The organism is Klebsiella sp. 141198 (genome assembly GCF_050600785.1).
Classification (GTDB): domain Bacteria; phylum Pseudomonadota; class Gammaproteobacteria; order Enterobacterales; family Enterobacteriaceae; genus Klebsiella; species Klebsiella aerogenes.
Window position 1 is genome coordinate 64,337 of the sequence record NZ_JAQIRM010000008.1, and the last position, 15,228, is coordinate 79,564.

Sequence of the window (15,228 nt, forward strand, 5' to 3'; positions counted from 1 at the left end):
GTGAAAGGGTTGCTTGCCGTTATCACGGCGATCTGTGTCCTCCTGGCGGTGGCCTGCATCCGGTTAACCATAGAAACCAACAAGCGCGAAGCCGCAGAAAGAGCGCTGGCAGACGCTACCCAAAAACTGAACCAGACCGGCGATGTACTGGCCGAAGTGCGGGCGCTGCGCCAGGACGTCAGCGAGATTGAAGCCAGTGTGAAAGCGCTGGGGCAAAAGCGTAACGAAGCCGGGGAGAAACGTCGTGAAAATATCAAAACTGAACTGGCCGGCGATCCCTGTGCTGCTGCTCTTGTGCCTGACGCTGTCGCTGACAGCCTGTACCAGCGCGCAGCCGAAGTCGCCGCCGGTGATCATTCAGGAGCCTTTGCCAGAAAGCCTGACGGCAAAAACTGAAACGCCAGCGCCACCGCCCAGACCGATGCGCTACGGGAGCCTTGTGCTCTGGTCCGATGCGCTGCTTGATGCGCTGGATACCTGCAACGCCGATAAGGCGGGCATTCAGGAGCTGGAACTGCGGCGAATAGCCAGGGGGATGAAGTGAAAAAAGCCGAATTGTTACGCGAGGCGCTGATCGCCGCAAACACCTGGTGTAAGGCCAACCCCGAACTGATCACCGTCTGGGTGGAGAAGGGGAGCATTGAGACGCAGGCGACCGGCGAACCCTCGTTTATGTATCGCTACACCATACAGGTGCTGGCCGTGGACTTTCCGGGGCAGGTGGATGATCTCATGCTGCCGATTATGGCGTGGGTATGGCATTACCAGCCTGATTTGCTGCTCAATCCGGACAATAACCGCAAAGTTGAGTTTGACGCGGACATTATCAGCGATGACATGGCCGATGTGCTGTTTAAGGTGCCGGTCTGGGAACGCGTCATGGTGGAGAACGTCAACGGAAAACCCGTTGCTACGCACCTGGCGGAAGACCGTCCGCGTATTAATGGCGGTGAGTGGGAAGTGGTCTTTGATCCGGGCTATGAGGGGGAGATGACGTGAGCAACGATGCTGCGCTGTTTCAACAGCTTGATCAGGTCTTCGCGGAAATCCTTTCCGCTATGACGCCAGCACGTCGCCTGCGCACGGCAAGAGGCATTGCCACCACGCTGCGCCGTACTCAGAGCCAGCGGATCGGTAAGCAGGTTTCGCCGGACGGCACGCCGTACCAGAAGCGGCACCGCCGGGTACTGCGCTCGCAGGCCGGGATCGGGTTTATCTGGCAGGGGGAAGAGCGCCGCTTGCGTAACTGGCGGGCGACGCGTGGTAGTCGTGGCCGGATGTTGACCGGATTTGATGAAGGGCGAGGCGCGGTGCGGTCGTTTTTCCGTGCTGATATCGAGCGTTATCTCGATATCAGCTTCAACGAGACTCGCCGCGATACGACGAAAGCCGATCCCATGTTCCGCCGCCTGCGCACCGCGCGTTTTCTGAAAGCTCGCGCCACCTCTGAAGGGGCAAGCGTGGGATTCACTGGCGTGGCGGCTCGTATTGCCCGCGTTCACCAGTATGGATTGCGTGACCGGGTGAATGACAGCGGCGCGATGGCGAGCTATCCCCGCCGTGAACTGCTGGGCCTGAGTAAGACGGATCGCATGATGATTGCCCGGCAGGTGATTGATTCTCTGGGAGTGCGCTGATGGATATTGCCGAACTAATTCGCCTGCTGGAGAACATCGGCCGCACCGGTACGGTGACGGAGATCGACGAGGAAAACTGGCGAGTCCGGGTACAAAGCGGCGGACTGGAAACGACCTGGCTGCGCTGGAACGCGCAGCGGGCCGGGGCATTTAAGGTCTGGGTGCCGCCGTCCATTGGCGAGCAGGTCTGGCTCTTGTGTCTCGGTGGTAACACGGATACCGCCATCATTGGCGGCAGCCTGTACAGCAATGACAATCCGGCGCCGGGCGCGACGCGTAATGAAATGGTAGTCACGGCTCCTGATGGTGCGCGTTTTCGTTATGACGCCGAGGCGGGCGCCTTACAGGTGACGGGTATTAAATCGGCAGCGATCGAGGCGTCGGTGATCGTCACTCTGGATACGCCGGAGGTGAACTGCACCAACCTGTTGCGCGCGAAAAATCTTGATATCACCGAAGGCGGGGAAATGCGCGGTGATTTTAATCATACCGGCGGGGCGTTTATCTCTAACGGCGTGCAGGTGGATAACCACAATCACGGCAAAGTTGAACGCGGTGATAACTGGACGGAGGGCACCCGATGAGTGAGCGCTATCGCGGTATGAATGCGAACGGCACCGGAACGCTGACGGATGAAGATCATGTGTGGCAGTCCGTGGGCGATATTCTGCTGACGCCGGTTAATACGCGCATTATGCGCCGCAATTACGGCTCGCTATGCCCCGATTTGATCGACAGCCCGCAGAACGACGTCACGCGCCTGCAACTGATGAGCGCCGCCGTTATCGCGCTGGCTGCATGGGAGCCGCGGATCGCGCTTGACGCTATCAATATTCACTATTCTGCTTCGGGCGCAGTAACGGCGGAGCTATCCGGAATGCTGACTGAAAGCATGGAAAAGAGCACCAGATCGGTAACGTTAAGGAGTGCCAAAAATGCCGACAATTGACCTCTCGCAGCTGCCGCAGCCGACCATTATCGAGGAACTGGATTTTGAAGAAATTCTGATCGAGGTGAAAGCAGTGATGGTAGCTGCTTATCCGGCAGATCAGCAGGCCGCTGTTATTGCCGCCCTGGCGCTGGAGTCCGAACCATTGAACGTGCTCGCCCAGGCGCTGGCATATCGCGAGATGTTACTGCGCCAGCGCATTAACGAAGGGGCGGCCGCCTGCATGCTGAGTCATTCGACCGGTGACGATCTGGATAATATCGCGGCGAATCTCGATACCGAACGCCTGATCAAGACCGAAGCAACCGAGACAACCGATGCCGAAATGGAAAGTGACGAGGCGTTACGCCTGCGGGCACAGGCTGCTTTTGAGGGTATGAGCGTTGCCGGGCCATCGGCGGCCTATGAATATTTTGCCCGCAGCGCCAGCGGAAAAGTTGCCGACGCCAGGGCTTCCAGTCCGGCACCGGCAGAGGTGGTTGTTGCGGTGCTCTCCACGGAGGGTGATGGTACCGCGTCGCCAGAACTGCTCGCCGCAGTTACCGAAGCGGTAAACGATGAAGAGGTTCGCCCGCTGGGTGATCGCGTGACGGTGCGCAGCGCTGAGATTGTCGATTACGAGATTAACGCCACGCTGTACCTGTATCCGGGGCCGGAGTCAGAGCCGATCATCAATGCGGCTGATGCATCATTGCAAAAGTTCCTGAAGCAGAACGATAAAAAAATCAGCAGAGACGTGGCGCGCTCCGCCATTTCAGCGGCGCTCCATGTCCAGGGCGTACAGCGCGTCGTGCTGAATGCCCCGCCGGACGATATCAGGATCAGCGATATCCAGGCGGCCAGGAATATCGGCTACAACCTGGAAAACGGCGGAACGGATGAGTAACACGCTTCTTCCACCCTCTGCCAGCGCGTGGATGCGTTGCGCCGAAGCTGCTACGGCGAAGCTGTCCGGAATCACGGTAGCCATTCGCACGCTGTGGACGCCGACGGCATGCCCGGTTGATTTATTGCCGTATCTGGCGTGGGCGCTGTCGGTTGATCGGTGGGATAAGAACTGGCCGGCAGAGAAAAAAATAGCGTCAATCCAGCAATCCTACTGGCTTCATCGCCGGAAGGGTACGCGCGCAGCCGTGCGGCGAGTGATCGAAGATATGGGTTTTTCCGCGACGTTTGCGGAATGGTTCGATGTCGGCGACGAGCCTGGCACGTTCCGGATCGAGGTTGATGTGGGTAACGTCGGATTGACCCCGAAAAGCCTTGATGAGTTGAATCGCCTGATCGGTGATGCGAAGCCAGTCAGCCGCCATCTTGCACAACTGAATATTGCTACGGTTAGCCGTGGTTTTGTTTACGCCGCTGTGGGTGTCCATGATGGCGGGATAGTCACTGTCTATCCCGCTGATTATGAGCCTGATGACAGTGTTTACTATAACGGGATCCCGCATACAGACAGCGGTTATCACTACTCGGGGATTACTTATGACTGATATTAACGAGCAGGCCAAATGGGAAGAGTCGATTTATCAGGTCAAGCGTGGCGATCCCATTACCGGGGGCCGGGATGGCGTGGCTAATATCCAGGCGAGGCAACTGGCGAACCGCACGCGGGCATTAAAAAGCGACGTCGATAAGCTCAACACATCAGTAATGGCTGATGCGAAAATTTATGACTCGCCTGAAGAGGCGCAGGCAGCGATTAACGCCGGAACGGAAACCCGTCGCTTGTTTTCTGTAAATTCGCCAGTCACCGATTACTGGGTGGAACAATATGAGAATGTCAGCGGTGTTGCCATGCCGACGGGTAAAAAAATAGTCACGGCGGCATTTGTTGAAGCAGTAGAACTGATGGCTTCAACAACCGACAGACGAACTCGCGGATTACTGACTATTCAGCGAAATAAGCGGCCTGTTGATTTTGTTACCCGAAAAGGTGAGCGGCTTTTTTCTATTAACGAACGCGGTGAGAAGGAGTTACCGGGAAAATCCTTTTCTGACTTTTTAAATGTCATGAAGGAATTAATTATTGGGCCATCAACGATTCGCCGACCTCGTCCGGGTTATCTGTTTAATCTGGTGACAGGTGGTAAGCGGCTCCTGGCTGTCAGGGATGATGGTGTAGCAACGCTGGAATATCGCGGTATTCCGCTGGAGACGCATATTGGGCTGTTACAGAATACGTTTGGTGGATTTGGTGATTCGTTGACAGCGAACGGGCGTGACGGGAACGTGTATAACGCCAGATCGTGGCAGCTATGGGCTTCTCTTTTCAGTGACGGGCGCCTGCAATATGTCGGGCAATGGGCGACGGGAGGCTATACGACTGCTGATATGATTCGGGTGCATTTGCAGCCTGCAATAGCGGCAAAACCACGTTTTATTACTTTCCTCGGTGGCCGGAATGACGTCATTCAGAAAGATGGCGCCGGTAATTTCAAATTCACCGTTGAGACTATAAAAAATAATATTCGCTACATTCTGACGCAATTCAGAAAGAACGGGATCATTCCTGTCGTATGTAGCATGGCGGCGCAGAATAACAGCGATGCGGCTCTTAAAGAGCGGGAAAATGCGATTAATACCTTTATCCGGTCTTTTGCTGTTTCGCAGGGGTTCCCTTTCGTTGATATGCGTGCGGCGACAGTTGATCCAAAAACTGACGGCTGGAAAGACGGCTATAACGGAAAACTTGTTGATGGCTCCCCTGACCCTTCACATCCGACAGCGCTGGGTGCGTTCCATATGGGTAAGGCGTTGGCTGCTGCGCTGGCTCCATATATGGCAACTATCTATCCGCAGCTTGCTATATCAAACCCCGTGACGTCGGGTGGGCCAAATGCGGTTGTTAATCCTCTCTTCCTTGATATCGCTGATGGCAAGCCATCGGGATGGACGATTGAGGGCGGCACAGTTGAGATTGTTACTGATCCCGCGGTCGTCGGTAATGTACTGGTTATAACGGGAACGGCAGACGTCAGCGGCCGTGTCTCACAAAAAATTCAGGTTAAGCCGGGGGAAAAAAGGAAGTTTAGTTGCCGGTTGAAGTTTGATGTTACTCAGGATGCCGCAACGGCATGTTTTCTTGAAGTGAATGGCGCGAACCTTGCCGGGATCCGTCCGTGGAATCAATCAACGGATGGATTCAGGACTTTTAGCTATGACGTTGTGATCCCTGAAGGGGTAACAGAAGTGAAATTAACAATCGTTGCCAACAATGCAAAAACCAGCATCGGGCAGGTCGGTTTATTGAAACTGGAGGATATATGATTCTTGTTTGTGATGGCGTGGTGAATGCCGGAGATCTTGAGCTGGCCGAACCGGAAATGATGCTCAATGACAGTGCCAGCATTGCTACCTACGGCATGCAGGACAAATACGACTCCAGCGGAAACGGGTATGACCTGGTCACGGACAATGATTTTACCCTGATGGGGATGCGGACTGTCGCTGATGGCGAACATGGGGCGAATACTGGTATCACTGAAACGGATGAAATGACCTTTGCGGTGTGTATCAACATGGATAAGCCGAACGTCAGCGGCCGCATCTTTTCCAACCTGTCACCGGGTGTTGCGCCGTTTGGTGGAATTCAGCTTCGCATTGAAGCTGATGGTCAGCTTATTTTGCAGATGGGAACAGGTAACACGGTCGAGGCAGTCGTGAATGTTACGCATGGCGGGGCGGTTGGAGGCTGGACTCGTTTTACTGTCACCGTGTCGAACACCGAGATCACAATCACTCGCGCCAGTGGCGATAAACATTCGACTAAGATCACCGCCCGTAAAAAATCGACTCTTCCCATTATGCTTAATGGTGGAGTCAGCGCAGAGCAGAATATGGGCTTGCCGGGCATGATGGGGATCATAGCGGTATATAACCGGGTGTTGTCTGCCGATGAACAAACTGAAAAGCGCGCCTTGCTAAAAGAGATTATGGCGCTGCGTGGCGTAAGCGTTAGCTAAGGCGGCGATATGACAGATAAAAAATTTCTGACGCTAATTACGGAAACCGGCGCGGAATATCTGGCAAGAGCAGCGGTTACAGGTGTCCCCATTGCTATTTCAGAAATGGCTGTGGGTGACAGTGGCGGGCGCCTTGTCGCACCGTCAAGTGATGCCAGTGGGTTAATTAATGAAAAATACCGTGGAACACTCAATAAACTGATCATCGCCGACAATGACGCCAGTATTATCGAAGCGGAACTCATCATGCCTCCACAAATTGGAGGATTCTGGCTGCGCGAGCTGGCTTTGTTTGCGGAAGATGGGGCCTGTATAGCCGCAGGGAATATGCCGGAGACGTACAAGCCACTTCTGGCGGAAGGTTCTGGCCGATTCCAGGTTATTCGGATGCAACTGAAGGTCAGCAGCACAGAAGATGTAGAGCTGAAAGCGGATCCTTCAGTGATTCTTGCGACAGCTGACGAAGTGGGGAAAGCCAGGGATGAAGCGAAGGACTACGCCGATCAGTTAGTCGGGGATCTGGATACCAGCATTCAGCAGGTTATTGCTGACGCTATCACTGCGGCACGCCGGGACTTCTGGGAAGAGGAAAACCCGCCAGGAACGGTGCGCTTCTTTGCTCAAAATATCAATCCGAACGAGAAATGGCCGTGGTCGAAATGGACTTACACTGGCGAGAATAAAACAATCCGCGTCGGTAAGGCCGATGGCTCAAATGTGGGTGCCACTGGTGGTAGCGACACCGTCGCCATTCAGCAAGCCAATCTCCCGGCTGTACAGATTAATGTAAACGGATCAACCGACGAACATCAGGGAAGTTATCAGGAGACGACCGAAAATGGCGCGCATAATCACCAGGGGGGAGATGGTGCGCCGGGGGCTTCATGGCGAGAGGCTACTCACGGAACAGACAATCAGAAAAGCACAACCTTTAACAATACAAGCGATGCACCAGCGCATAAGCATGGTTTTACTATCCCGCCTCATAGCCACACCGTTACTGGGAAAACGGATAATCTTGGTAATGGCCAGGCAATTAACGTTGTTGAGGCACACACAATGCTGATGTGCTGGGCGCGGGTTGCATAGTATCGAGCACCGTCAAAAATAACGTTCTGCAGCACGGTCAGAAATGGTGATGTTTGCCGGTATAGCAAAGCCCCTCGATGAGGGGCTTTTTGTTGGGTTAAAACAGCCGATTCAGTGAGTTGGTTGTTGCGTTAATGGCTTTGGTGGCGCTGCTCTGAAGGTCTGCCAGGGCATCGCTGATGGAGGATGATTGCAGCTTCTCGCGAAAATCTGCATCTGCCCGGCTGAGGCTTAACGTAAATTCAATTTTCTTTGCGCCACCGAACTGATCGAACTCTGTTTTGCCTCGCTCCAGCCGCGTCATGACGTACATCCCGTAAATCCGGCCATCACCCTCAATGAGCGGCCAGGGGCGTCCGGAATATCCGATCGTCTCCAGCGCAGAAAGCGACAGGTTGCCGCCGGTAATTTCCGGATAGAGTACCCCGGACAGGGTAATATTATCCTCGCCCGGCCCGATGTACTGCCACCCGGCGGACTGATTAACCCGGTCGTTTTTAACGTGTCGCCATTCCTGCGCGTGCTGGAGCTGCTGATAAGGGGCAGTGCGCAGCGTAAAAACAAACATCCCGAAAACCATCATCATACTGATTACCTCTAATCTCTGTCGCGGAACGAACCACGGTTACTTCTGGTTGTGCTGGCCATTGCATCGCGAACGGCATTCCTGACCATTCTTTCCAGATCCCGCGCCGAGTGCTGGCCGACTTCGTTAAAGACCAGGTTAAACACTGGCGCACCACTTGTCGGGGCGGAAACCGGCGCCGACAGCGGGCCTTGTGTGGCTGAGGGAACGGAGAGAATACCGCCTGCCGCCGGAGCTGCAACGCGCGGTACTGCCTGAGGTGACATCCGCGCCTCCTGATAAGCGCCGCGCAAGGCCAGCGCACGAGGAAGGTTTTTAAAAATGATGTCGCCAGGGCCAATCTTTTTGCGTGCTTCCTTCGTGTTGTCGGCGGTCGCCTTCGTGTTATCCGCAATGCTATTCAGGCGGCGTAACGTGCCGGTATTGCCGGACAGTGGCGAGGGAGCGGGCGGCGCGCCTGCGGTAACCGGGGAATCTGATTTTTTAGGTGACCAGTCCCACGCCTTTTGAACCATTTTCTTTTGCTTCGGATCCCACTCCCACGACGTCGGTTTTTTGGGTTCGAGGTTGTTAGCCTTAGCCCGTGCCGCGTCAATTCCGGAAGGGATTAACCCCAGCTTTTCAAGCAACAAGCTGACCCCCTCGGTCAGCAAGCGGAGAGGGGTGAAAAGCAGATTCAGGGCGGTACCCAGCACCTCGCCAAATGTTTTCCCGGCGCTGGCGCACTTATCCAGCGCATCGCGGGAAAAATCAATCGGTGTAAATAACTGGCTGAACCAGCCCCAGACTTTCGCCACTCCGGCGCTGATGGCGTCAAACAGCGGTACCAGGAAAGAAAACGACTGAATCAGCGGAGAAAGCCCCTGGCTGATGCCGGTAAACAACCCGGAGAAAAACGCCTTTATTGGCTCCCAGTATTTCCAGATAAGTACGCCAGCGATGACAAAAGCCGCCAGAATAGCCCCTGGTATAGTTAGTAAAGATGCGAGAATGACCCTCAACCCAGAGAACGCCATGCCGAGCGTCGAAATACCGCCGGTCGCGGTGATTGATGAGATGCCGATCATACTGAGCATCAAACGGAGTTTTGCCAGTGGGCCAAGGATGAAACTGGCGCCAATGCTGGCAATACCCACCGCCCCGGCAAAGACAGTCAGCGCCCCACCCACAAGGATCAGCGTCTGTGTCAGTCGCGGGTTTTCTTTTACCCATTCACTGGCTGACGTGATTAAGTCACTTAACCCCTGAGTCAGTTTACGTAATGGCCCGTCGGTGGTTTCTTCCACCTGGATGCGGAAGCCTTCCCATGCACTATCCAGATTTTTCAGATCGCCGCTGAGGTTGTCGGCCATCACTTTTGCCGCTTTCTGCGCTTCACCCTGTGATCCGCGTAAATCTACCAGCAGCTTTTGCAGCTCACCGCTACCCGCAGATCTCACCAGTGCCTGGAATGATTTGGCCGCCTCTTCCCCTGCGATATCTTTGAAGAAGGACAGCTGATCGGTGGCGCCGTACTTCGAGACGGATTTATAGATATCCGAGAGGATGGCTTCTGCCGGGCGCATCTTGCCAGTGGCGTCAGCCACGGTAACGCCAAGCTGTTTCAAGGCGGCCTGTGCTTTGGTAGTGGGTGCAGCCAGTCGGGAAAAGGTCGTTTGCAAACCTGTACCCGCGATACTGCCACGCAGCCCCACGTTCGCCATTACACCGATCATGGCGGTGGTACGTTCAACATCAACGCCCAGACCGGCCATGCCGGTACCGGCGTATTTCATCGCTTCACCGATATTGGTTAAATCGGTGTTGGTGCGGGTAAAGGCGGCAGTCAGCACATCGCTGACGCGATCCATTTCCTTTGGATCGAGACGGAATTGCGACAGGATGTTAGAGCTGATATCGGCACTTTCGCCAAGATCCATGCCACCGGCCAGCGCCATGTTAAGTACGCCTGGCAAGGCCGCCTGAATAGCTTCGGGGGTGAAGCCGGCCATCGCGAGAAATGCCTGACCGCTCGCAGCATCGCGGGTAGTAAAGGCCGTTTCGGCGCCGAGCTTTTTCGCCTGCGCGCGCAGGTCGGCCAACTGGGATGAGTTTTTGTTGAGGCGGGTTAACGCTTGTACGCGCGACATTTCCTCATCAAAACCCACCGCAGGCGCCAGGAACGACCCCGCCGCATAACCTGTAGCCGCTGCGCCAAGTGTCATCCCCATGCCAGCGCCACGGAGTTTCCCGGCGGTTTCTTTGGCGCGCTCATAGCTTGCTTGTGCGCGCGTCGTGGCCGCTAACTGGCGACGTTCGCGCTCCAGTGTCTGGTTATATTGCTCTGTGCGCCGGATTGCGCTCTGAATTGCACCGCTGCCGGATGAAAGGTTAACGCCGTGCTGGCGTACCGCCTGCGCCGCCGCGCGCAGCTGCGTGGTCTGTTTGTTATAGGTATCCGTCAGCCGCGAGAGCTTGCCACGCAGCGATTCAAGACGAGCCGCCTGTGCTTCGGTAAGCTGGCCGCCTTCGCGCTGTTTCTGGTTGAGGCCGTCAAAGGCCCGCTGGGTTGTTTTTAGTTTCTGCGCCGTTTCATTGGCCTGCGAGCGTAGCTTGTCGAATGCCGCTGCGCTTTTCTCCAGATCCTTGATCGACGACTGCGTTTTCTTGAGGGAGTCAGAAAGGCCGCCAATAGCTTTACTGGCGGCGTTGACCGGACGGGTGAGTTTATCAATGGCGCTGAACGCAACGCGAATACTAAGATCCATCGTCGTCATCCTCCTTGTCATGGTTGCCGCTTCTGATAGCCGCCCGTTCGCGCCAGGCTATCAGCTCGCGCAGCTCCATGCCGTACATCTCGGAGGGCGGCCAGTGAAAAATAACAGCGATATCGGCGATCAGGTCGTCGATATCGGAGATAACCGCTTCTCTTACTTGCTCGCCGTCGCCGCTTCGGTGACTGCGGACGGCTCCGCTTTCGTCAAAAAAGGTGTGATCTCTTCACACAGCGCGGTAAAGTCGCCGGTCGCCATCGTGGCAATCTCGAGAGCTGTCAGTTGCGGGCTGGTTGTGCGCGTCAGCAACGTGGAAACGGCGTCATAATCGAAGTTGAGCACGTCAACCAGTTTCAGGCCGCGCAGCGAGCCTGCCTGCTTGATAGTGTCGGTGATAGCGATGGTTTTAATTTCCTGATCACCGCGTTTGATAGGCTTGCTTAAAGTAACAGACATTGATAATTCTCCGGGCGGCCGGTCTGGCCGCCATTGGTAGTGGTTAAAAAGTTACTGGCCGAGGCCCAGCGCGGAGGCAATGCGATCGGGATAGAGGCTCTTGCCGTTGCGTTTGTAGATGAAGTTCAGCAGGTCGATTTCCAGCAAGGGCTTATCGTCTACTGACTCTTTGTAATAGGTGTTTTTGATCGCATAGGTGTGGTTAGTATCATCACCCTGTTTCGCTTCACCCTGATCAATTTCAGTGATGCGGCCGCGCATTTCGACTTCCAGCAGCGAGCTGGTACCGCCGCTGTAAATCTCACCCACAAAGCGCAGGCGCAATTCGTCAATGTCGCCGCCCCATTTCAGGATCAGCTCTTCGACTACGCCGCCGACAATCATTGATGCATCCAGCGCCCCGGCTTCAAGGCCGAGATCGACACCTGCCGCACCAAGCATGCCGCCGCCCTGATAGTCTTCCGTTTTCCGGGTGAGCTTCGGGAGTGTGACGCTCGGCACTTTCCCGATATAGTTTTCCCCGTCCACAAAGAGGGTAAACAGCCGCAGTTTTTTAGGAATAGCCATTTACGCACCTCCCAGCGATGCAAAAGCCGGTTCGTAGTACTGATCGGTGAAGGTCTGGATCAGCGTTAAATCTTCCAGCGGAGGAACCGGGCTGTAGTTGTAGCGCACGACAGCCTTACCCTGGCGCAGGCCAGTGGTCGGGTTATCGACGATATCAAACCAGCACGCCGCACCAATCAGCTTGCCCGCCGTGACGAGTGCCTGAAGTTTGGCGTTAATACCACTTACCACGTCTTTCACGTTCGCCGGGGTGAGTGGGCTGTCAACGGTGGTAAATTGCGCTTCGGCGATACTGTCCGCCAGGATCTGGGCGGTACGGGTGTACACCTCGAAAATATATTCCTCGGTGTCTGTGGTGCGGTTGCCCCAGAAGCGGAAACCGTCACGCTTAATCAGCGTGGTGATTTCATTGGCGTTCAGCTCGTTGGCGTCGGAGTCTTCCGCCTGTAGCGCCCAGAATACGTCTTTGGTAATCCCCAGCACGTTTTTAACCGCCACGTTAGATAGCGATTTATGCCAGCCCTGTTCGTTATCGATCAGTGCTCGCAGCCCTAATGCATAAGCCACTGCAGGAAATTCTTCGTTGGCGCCGGTTAGTGAGTTGTAGGCGATGAAGTTCGGCCAGATCAGCATGCCTTCGCGCTCTGCAAATTGTTCACGATAAGCTTTCGCTTCGGTGATCGTTTCGCAACCATCGCAATAGCTGTAAGAGAATGCCCGCAACTGCTTTGCAATCACGCGTAACTGCGCGGTGACCTCCTGCGTGTCATACATTGGTACGCCGAGGATGCGCGGGCGATAACCGGTTTTTTGCTCTGCTGTCAGCAGGGCAAACATGCCGGTATAGCTGCCGTCTGCCTTCGTTCCGCCAATGATGAGCTGCGACTGTGTCTGTGCGCCTTCCTCGGTCTTAGCTTCAGCGACACGCACGACGATCACGCGGGTGCTGACCTGGTCGGAAATAGCCTTGAGTGATTTGTACAGGGAGCCGGTTTTGCCGGTCTTACCCAGCACGCTGATCACTCGCGTAATCAGTACCGGTGTATCAAGTGGAAAAGTTTCGGGATCGGCATCCTCAGCAACCGCCACCAGGCCAATGACCGTTGAATCAACATCGTTGATTACGGTCTGTAGGTCGGTGTTTTCTTTGGTGCGCGCCCCGTGGAAAAAGTTGTCGGTCATACTCTACCGCCATCATGTTTAGTGAGTTCGGGGTGATAATCCCTGAAATACATGGCGTCGTCTCGCGGCGGTGGTTGTGGGCGTTCCGTGACAACAAAAAGCCGTCGCATGCCTCGCGCGCGCATGGAACTATCAGCGGCGGAGGGCAATCATGGCACTGAACACAGACACAATCGACAATGCAAAAAGCCTGCTGAATGCAGGCACTCAGGACTTCAAAAATTACCAGGATGAGTTGTCACGCATTCCGGCGTTTAATGTCCTGATTGGCGGTAAGGCGCTGACCGTGCTGGATGAAAAAATGATTTCTCTGGAGCTGACGGATAATCGCGGATTTAACGCCGACGAGCTGACGATCACCGTTGATGACAGCCAGGGCGATATTGAGCTGCCGCCTCGTGGTGCCGAGTTGTCGTTATCGCTCGGCTGGCAGGGGGAGCCGCTAATCTATAAGGGGATTTACATTGTTGATGAGATCGCGCATTCAGGGCCGCCAGACCGCATCGAGATAACCGCCCGTAGCGCTGATTTTCGTGATGAATTCAATATCAAGCGCGAGGTATCGTGGCATGACGTGACGGTAGAGCGAATCGTGTCGGCTATCGCTCATCGTTACAAGTTGACGCCGGTCATTTCTGAGCAACTGATGAGCGCCGAAATAGATCATGCCGACCAGACGCAGGAAAGCGACATGTCATTCCTGACGCGCATGGCGGATATTCTCGGTGCCATCGCCACGGTGAAAAACGGTTGCCTGTTGTTCATTCTGCCGGGTGGCGGCGTTAGTGCGAACGGCAAAGCGTTGCCGGAGTTCGCCATTACGCGCGGTAGTGCAGACCGCCATTCGTTCCGTATTGCAGACCGCGACGCTTACACCGGCGTGCAGGCTTACTGGCTGGATCTGAATTTCGGCAAAAAGAAAAAAGTCACGGTGAAGAAGCGCAAGAAAACCACGGAGAAGAAGCCGCGCAGCAGCAGCCGGGAGGGCGATTATATCGCCGGGGAAGATGGTAATGTTTTTGTACTCCGCACAACATACAGCAGCGAAATGGCGGCACAGCGCGCGGCCGCCGCAAAGTGGCAGCAGCTTCAGCGCGGTGCAGCTGAATTTTCGTTAACCCTGGCTTATGGGCGCGCGGATCTTTATCCGGAGATGCACGGAACCGTAACGGGATTTAAAGATGCGATAGACAAGCAGGATTGGATAATCGCGAAGGTGGGGCATACGGTAGACGATAGCGGATTCAAAACCCGGCTGGAGCTTGAAGCGAAAATACCTGAATGGATTGCAGAAAGTGAGAGTTAGCGGCCATAATATGAGCGAGTTCAACTCCCGCCCCGGGAGGCCATCATGTTTAAGTGTCCTGTTTGTGGTGCCGTTGCAAAAACGCGTACCAGTCGCTCGTTAAGCAATACCACCGTTCGGCATTATCACCAGTGCCAGAATTTTGAATGTAGCATCACTTTCACCACGCTAAACAGCGTTGAAAAACTGGTAACGAAGCGCACACCGCGTGAAAAGTTACCGCCGGGCTTCATCCCTTCAGATGCGTTTCCTGCATCGCACTACGGCAACGATCAGCTTACCCTCGCAGTTTAAAATAGACCCCGCATATGCGGGGTCTATTTCTTGTCAATTGAGAATGATCCTATAAAATCAAAATGTTTTGTAACAAATAAAAACCAATAAGTAATGATGGGGATAATTGTTATGGCTTTAGTTAGCTGCCCGGAATGCCGGAAAGAAGTGAGTGATTCAGCGTTGAGGTGCCCTTCCTGCGGCAAACAACTAAGAAAACCGCGCCGCTCAATTTTTGGGCTACTTATAAAATGGATCTTCATTCTATTTAACATCTTCATGATCTACGCCCTCTTTAAAGGCTTGGGCGGAACCGGTGAAGTTATTAATCATGCCACATCGGAAGCGGAAAGGGCTGGGGCTGCTTTAGGGGCTGGTCTGGGAATGATGGCCATTGGTACTATTTGGGTTATTGGCGACATTGTCATTGGAATACTGGTGTTTCTTACAAGACCAAAGGGATGATCT

20 protein-coding genes are annotated in these 15,228 nt (G+C 54.7%); 14 read left to right on the forward strand and 6 right to left on the reverse strand.

Features of this window, described 5'->3' with window-relative positions; genetic code table 11:
* From PGR10_RS23345 to PGR10_RS23395, 11 genes are read left to right on the forward strand one after another with little or no spacing between them, the layout of a single operon-like run.
* Positions 1 to 396 carry a hypothetical protein gene (locus PGR10_RS23345; RefSeq protein ID WP_064184512.1) on the forward strand — a complete coding sequence of 132 codons (396 nt, stop codon included), beginning with the start codon at positions 1 to 3 and terminating at the stop codon, positions 394 to 396.
* A complete protein-coding gene (lysC, locus tag PGR10_RS23350) occupies positions 350 to 544 on the forward strand; it encodes an Rz1-like lysis system protein LysC (RefSeq protein ID WP_423786808.1) in 195 nt (64 codons plus the stop codon). The genes PGR10_RS23345 and lysC overlap by 47 nt, the downstream gene beginning before the upstream one ends.
* Positions 541 to 999: a phage tail protein gene (locus tag PGR10_RS23355; RefSeq protein WP_004187249.1), complete on the forward strand. Its 459-nt coding sequence runs from the start codon at positions 541 to 543 to the stop codon at positions 997 to 999. The genes lysC and PGR10_RS23355 overlap by 4 nt, the downstream gene beginning before the upstream one ends.
* Positions 996 to 1,637, forward strand: coding sequence for a phage virion morphogenesis protein (locus tag PGR10_RS23360; protein ID WP_430924199.1), 642 nt, complete (start codon positions 996 to 998; stop codon positions 1,635 to 1,637). Before PGR10_RS23355 ends, PGR10_RS23360 begins: the two co-directional genes overlap by 4 nt.
* Positions 1,637 to 2,221, forward strand: a complete 585-nt coding sequence (locus tag PGR10_RS23365) for a phage baseplate assembly protein V (protein WP_221013764.1) — start codon at positions 1,637 to 1,639, stop codon at positions 2,219 to 2,221. Before PGR10_RS23360 ends, PGR10_RS23365 begins: the two co-directional genes overlap by 1 nt.
* A complete protein-coding gene (locus PGR10_RS23370; RefSeq protein ID WP_004187254.1) occupies positions 2,218 to 2,586 on the forward strand; it encodes a GPW/gp25 family protein in 369 nt (122 codons plus the stop codon). Before PGR10_RS23365 ends, PGR10_RS23370 begins: the two co-directional genes overlap by 4 nt.
* Entirely contained in the window at positions 2,573 to 3,472 is a 900-nt protein-coding gene (locus tag PGR10_RS23375; RefSeq protein ID WP_060528029.1) for a baseplate assembly protein, read from the forward strand. Before PGR10_RS23370 ends, PGR10_RS23375 begins: the two co-directional genes overlap by 14 nt.
* On the forward strand, positions 3,465 to 4,076 hold the full coding sequence (locus tag PGR10_RS23380) for a phage tail protein I (RefSeq protein WP_430924200.1): 612 nt from the start codon (positions 3,465 to 3,467) through the stop codon (positions 4,074 to 4,076). Before PGR10_RS23375 ends, PGR10_RS23380 begins: the two co-directional genes overlap by 8 nt.
* Positions 4,069 to 5,853 carry an SGNH/GDSL hydrolase family protein gene (locus PGR10_RS23385; protein ID WP_430924201.1) on the forward strand — a complete coding sequence of 595 codons (1,785 nt, stop codon included), beginning with the start codon at positions 4,069 to 4,071 and terminating at the stop codon, positions 5,851 to 5,853. The genes PGR10_RS23380 and PGR10_RS23385 overlap by 8 nt, the downstream gene beginning before the upstream one ends.
* Entirely contained in the window at positions 5,850 to 6,548 is a 699-nt protein-coding gene (locus PGR10_RS23390) for a LamG-like jellyroll fold domain-containing protein (protein ID WP_430924202.1), read from the forward strand. The genes PGR10_RS23385 and PGR10_RS23390 overlap by 4 nt, the downstream gene beginning before the upstream one ends.
* 9 nt (positions 6,549 to 6,557) lie before the next feature.
* Positions 6,558 to 7,637 carry a phage tail protein gene (locus PGR10_RS23395; RefSeq protein ID WP_430924203.1) on the forward strand — a complete coding sequence of 360 codons (1,080 nt, stop codon included), beginning with the start codon at positions 6,558 to 6,560 and terminating at the stop codon, positions 7,635 to 7,637.
* Between the two features lie 97 nt (positions 7,638 to 7,734).
* Here PGR10_RS23395 and PGR10_RS23400 read toward each other — a convergent pair whose 3' ends face one another.
* From PGR10_RS23400 to PGR10_RS23425, 6 genes are read right to left on the reverse strand one after another with little or no spacing between them, the layout of a single operon-like run.
* Positions 7,735 to 8,223: a phage tail protein gene (locus PGR10_RS23400; protein ID WP_151084872.1), complete on the reverse strand. Its 489-nt coding sequence runs from the start codon at positions 8,221 to 8,223 to the stop codon at positions 7,735 to 7,737.
* Positions 8,224 to 8,234: 11 nt separating this feature from the next.
* On the reverse strand, positions 8,235 to 10,970 hold the full coding sequence (locus tag PGR10_RS23405; RefSeq protein ID WP_430924204.1) for a phage tail tape measure protein: 2,736 nt from the start codon (positions 10,968 to 10,970) through the stop codon (positions 8,235 to 8,237).
* Positions 10,960 to 11,100, reverse strand: a complete 141-nt coding sequence (locus PGR10_RS23410) for a GpE family phage tail protein (protein WP_040209255.1) — start codon at positions 11,098 to 11,100, stop codon at positions 10,960 to 10,962. The genes PGR10_RS23405 and PGR10_RS23410 overlap by 11 nt, the downstream gene beginning before the upstream one ends.
* A 32-nt stretch (positions 11,101 to 11,132) precedes the next feature.
* Complete coding sequence (locus PGR10_RS23415; protein WP_059065028.1) at positions 11,133 to 11,432, reverse strand: hypothetical protein; 300 nt, start codon at positions 11,430 to 11,432, stop codon at positions 11,133 to 11,135.
* Positions 11,433 to 11,483: 51 nt separating this feature from the next.
* Positions 11,484 to 11,999: a phage major tail tube protein gene (locus PGR10_RS23420; RefSeq protein ID WP_004187274.1), complete on the reverse strand. Its 516-nt coding sequence runs from the start codon at positions 11,997 to 11,999 to the stop codon at positions 11,484 to 11,486.
* Positions 12,000 to 13,181 carry a phage tail sheath subtilisin-like domain-containing protein gene (locus tag PGR10_RS23425; RefSeq protein WP_059065026.1) on the reverse strand — a complete coding sequence of 394 codons (1,182 nt, stop codon included), beginning with the start codon at positions 13,179 to 13,181 and terminating at the stop codon, positions 12,000 to 12,002. It lies immediately after the preceding gene.
* Between the two features lie 151 nt (positions 13,182 to 13,332).
* On the opposite strand from PGR10_RS23425, the gene PGR10_RS23430 reads away from it, so the two are divergent.
* The 3 genes from PGR10_RS23430 to PGR10_RS23440 all read left to right on the forward strand — a co-directional run bounded on the left by PGR10_RS23430 (position 13,333) and on the right by PGR10_RS23440 (position 15,225).
* On the forward strand, positions 13,333 to 14,487 hold the full coding sequence (locus tag PGR10_RS23430) for a phage late control D family protein (protein ID WP_059065024.1): 1,155 nt from the start codon (positions 13,333 to 13,335) through the stop codon (positions 14,485 to 14,487).
* A gap of 45 nt (positions 14,488 to 14,532) precedes the next feature.
* Entirely contained in the window at positions 14,533 to 14,781 is a 249-nt protein-coding gene (locus tag PGR10_RS23435; protein ID WP_072217510.1) for an ogr/Delta-like zinc finger family protein, read from the forward strand.
* 111 nt (positions 14,782 to 14,892) lie between these two features.
* On the forward strand, positions 14,893 to 15,225 hold the full coding sequence (locus PGR10_RS23440) for a zinc ribbon domain-containing protein (protein ID WP_049025283.1): 333 nt from the start codon (positions 14,893 to 14,895) through the stop codon (positions 15,223 to 15,225).
* Positions 15,226 to 15,228: the final 3 nt, after the last annotated feature.

Coding starts and splice junctions, on each gene's coding strand:
- PGR10_RS23365 (WP_221013764.1), top strand. CDS start 1,637: ATGGATATTGCCGAACTAATTCGCCTGCTGGAGAACATCGGCCGCACC.
- PGR10_RS23370 (WP_004187254.1), top strand. CDS start 2,218: ATGAGTGAGCGCTATCGCGGTATGAATGCGAACGGCACCGGAACGCTG.
- PGR10_RS23375 (WP_060528029.1), top strand. CDS start 2,573: ATGCCGACAATTGACCTCTCGCAGCTGCCGCAGCCGACCATTATCGAG.
- PGR10_RS23380 (WP_430924200.1), top strand. CDS start 3,465: ATGAGTAACACGCTTCTTCCACCCTCTGCCAGCGCGTGGATGCGTTGC.
- PGR10_RS23385 (WP_430924201.1), top strand. CDS start 4,069: ATGACTGATATTAACGAGCAGGCCAAATGGGAAGAGTCGATTTATCAG.
- PGR10_RS23390 (WP_430924202.1), top strand. CDS start 5,850: ATGATTCTTGTTTGTGATGGCGTGGTGAATGCCGGAGATCTTGAGCTG.
- PGR10_RS23395 (WP_430924203.1), top strand. CDS start 6,558: ATGACAGATAAAAAATTTCTGACGCTAATTACGGAAACCGGCGCGGAA.
- PGR10_RS23400 (WP_151084872.1), bottom strand. CDS start 8,223: ATGATGATGGTTTTCGGGATGTTTGTTTTTACGCTGCGCACTGCCCCT.
- PGR10_RS23405 (WP_430924204.1), bottom strand. CDS start 10,970: ATGGATCTTAGTATTCGCGTTGCGTTCAGCGCCATTGATAAACTCACC.
- PGR10_RS23415 (WP_059065028.1), bottom strand. CDS start 11,432: ATGTCTGTTACTTTAAGCAAGCCTATCAAACGCGGTGATCAGGAAATT.
- PGR10_RS23420 (WP_004187274.1), bottom strand. CDS start 11,999: ATGGCTATTCCTAAAAAACTGCGGCTGTTTACCCTCTTTGTGGACGGG.
- PGR10_RS23425 (WP_059065026.1), bottom strand. CDS start 13,181: ATGACCGACAACTTTTTCCACGGGGCGCGCACCAAAGAAAACACCGAC.
- PGR10_RS23430 (WP_059065024.1), top strand. CDS start 13,333: ATGGCACTGAACACAGACACAATCGACAATGCAAAAAGCCTGCTGAAT.
- PGR10_RS23435 (WP_072217510.1), top strand. CDS start 14,533: ATGTTTAAGTGTCCTGTTTGTGGTGCCGTTGCAAAAACGCGTACCAGT.
- PGR10_RS23440 (WP_049025283.1), top strand. CDS start 14,893: ATGGCTTTAGTTAGCTGCCCGGAATGCCGGAAAGAAGTGAGTGATTCA.